The organism is Nocardia cyriacigeorgica (assembly GCF_005863245.1).
Taxonomy (GTDB): Bacteria; Actinomycetota; Actinomycetes; order Mycobacteriales; family Mycobacteriaceae; genus Nocardia; species Nocardia cyriacigeorgica_C.
Genome location: NZ_VBUT01000026.1, coordinates 1 through 2558 on the forward strand (window position 1 = coordinate 1; position 2558 = coordinate 2558).

Sequence of the window (2558 nt, forward strand, 5' to 3'; positions counted from 1 at the left end):
TGTCAATGGCCATTCACCACTCCCCGCAGGCGGCCGGATAACTTCCCCGCTGGTGGCCAGATAGATATCCCCAACGGCGGCCACTTAGGTCTCGCGGCCAGATAGTTCCCCAGTCGTCAGCGCAGAGGTTTCACCCCCTGCCCGCTGGTCGCCTGAGCGAGCCGGTAACTGTCCCCGGCAGTGACCACGACATGCGCGTGATGCAACAACCGATCGACCGTCGCGGTCGCCAGCGTTTTCGGCATGATCTCGTCGAAGCCCGACGGGTGCAGGTTCGAGCTGACCGCCAGCGCCCGCCGCTCGTAAGCGGCATCGACGAGCCGGTAGAACCCTTCGGCCGCATCGGGACTCACCGGTAGCAGCCCGATATCATCGACAATGATCAAGTCCGTGCGCATCACTCGGGCGATCGCCCGAGTGATCGAGTCGTCGACACGATGCCGGCGGACCAGCGCGCCCAAGTCCTCGATCGTGAACCAGGCGACCGTCAGCCCCGCTTCGACCGCAGCATGGCCGAGCGCCTCGCAGAAATGACTCTTCCCAGTGCCGGACGGGCCGCAGATGCAAAGCGTCTCTTTGTTTTTCACCCATTCCAAGGTCTTCAGCCCGTCCTGGGTGGGACGCGGGATCGTCGACGACGCCTCGTCCCAGTCGCCGAACGTCTTGCCCGCCGGGAACCCGGCGCGTTTGCGGCGGGTCCGCAAGTTCGTGGCATCGCGGCCCGCGGCTTCCTCGGCCAGCAGGACCCGCACGACCTCCGCGGGATCCCAGCGCTGGGCCTTGGCGGTCGGGATCAGATCGGTCAGCGCCCGCCGCAAATACGGCAGCTTCAACCGCTTGGTCAGAGCGATCGCTTCGGCGAGCGGGTCGCCGGCTGAGCCGGCGACCCGCAAAGGTGCAGTCATCAGGTGTTGTCGCTTTCGGAAATCGGTGCGGCGGAAGAGACGCCGAAGTTGGACCAGGCTGAGGTGCCCGGTTGCAGACTGTGGTCCTCGCTCGCGCGAGACGGCTCGGCGATTTGCCGGCCGAGGTTGTGGGTGAGGATGCGGATCAGGTCGTTCTCGGCGAAACGGCCCGCGATCGCCGCGACCCCCAGCGCCCGGTCGACCTCGTCGGCAGGGTGGAGCTTGGCCAAGGTAACCGCCTCGGCCATCTTCGCCCGGATCCGACGGACTCCGGTCGCGCTGGCCTCGGTCAGCCAGGCCGCCGCACCGTCGCCGAGCGCAAGGAACGCGGCTTCCTCCGCGCTGGTCGCGCGGGGCTTGCGGTCTTCGTGCGGGCCCGGCCGCGGCGGGTAATGCTCGTCCTTGATCGAGGGATTGCCCGGCGTCGACCGAGCATGCCGGGCGACCTCGGCCGGGCCGTCGTCGCCTGCGGCGGTGACGATCAGCTCGTCGCCGTGGAACCGGACCCAGACCCTTGTGTCGACCAGGGTGTGGGGAACCGAATAGCGCACTCCCTCGACCGACACCGTCGAATCCCAGTTCACCCGCCTGGTCGTGCCGAACGCGATCGTGAACGGCGTCTTCGGCAGCGGATGCAACCGGGTCCGTTCCTCGGCCAGCGCCTCGACCGGCCGACGACGGGTCTCGCGGTGTTCGCGGCCGTTGACCTCCTCGCAGAACTGCCGGCAAGCGGTCTCGAGCTCGCCGAAGGTGCGGTAGCCGTCGAGCAGGTTCGTCTCTGTCGGAACAAGATCGGCCTTCGCGATCCGGACCGTCGCCTCGGAACCGCCCTTGGTCTGCGGATCCGCGGGAACGCAGGTGCGGATCGTCAACCCGTAATGTCTTGCGACCTCGACGATTTCGGGATTGCGGACCGCGATCCCCGCGACATGATCGACCGACACCGTCTTCTCGTTGTCGGTCAGCGCGTAGGTCGGGACCCCGCCGATCCGGTGAAACGTGGTGTCCAGACACGACACCACCGTCGGCAACGTCTTGTCCAGCACTGGAATCACCACCCGGAACCGCGACCACGCCAGCCACGCGCACCACAACTGCGTGCGGCGGCCGTCGATGAAAGGCCCAGCACCCCAATCCCATTGCAGCCAGAGCCCCGGCTCGGGGATCCACGGCCGGAACACCCGCCGCTGGCCTTCGCGCAGGCGTTGTTTCACCTGCGCGACCGTGCGGCGGGTGGTGCGTTCCCCGCCGCGGAACCCCATCGCGGTGATCCGCTCGTGCACCACGTCGGCGCGGATCTTCCCGTTCGACGCCACCACGAGCTCTTCGATCTTCGCCAGATACTCATCGATCGGGCGGGCCCGATTCTGGCGGGCCACCGGCGACTCACCAGCTTCCCGCAACGCCACGTACCGGGCGACCGTGTGATGGTCGCAGCCGGCCAGCGCCGCCGCCGCACGGAACGAACCCGTGAGGTCGTACGCCTCCAAGATCTCCATGATCTCCCTACTGCTCTTCACCGCACGAGCCTTCACGTGCGGGATCCCGGACAATTCACCGGGGAGATATCTGGCCGTCCGTGGGGAGTCCGGTGGCCGTCAGTGGGGCCGTATGTGGCCGCCTACGGGGAGCTTCTCATGGCCACTGACAGGC

Annotated in this window: 2 protein-coding genes; both read right to left on the reverse strand. The window is 67.5% G+C overall.

The genetic code is table 11. The annotated features are described in order from the left end of the window. Nucleotides 1–116 precede the first annotated feature (116 nt). Nucleotides 117–905: an IS21-like element helper ATPase IstB gene (gene istB, locus FEK34_RS29765; protein WP_138453307.1), complete on the reverse strand. Its 789-nt coding sequence runs from the start codon at nt 903–905 to the stop codon at nt 117–119. Beyond that, nucleotides 905–2425: an IS21 family transposase gene (gene istA / locus FEK34_RS29770; RefSeq protein WP_138453308.1), complete on the reverse strand. Its 1521-nt coding sequence runs from the start codon at nt 2423–2425 to the stop codon at nt 905–907. The genes istB and istA overlap by 1 nt, the downstream gene beginning before the upstream one ends. Nucleotides 2426–2558: the final 133 nt, after the last annotated feature.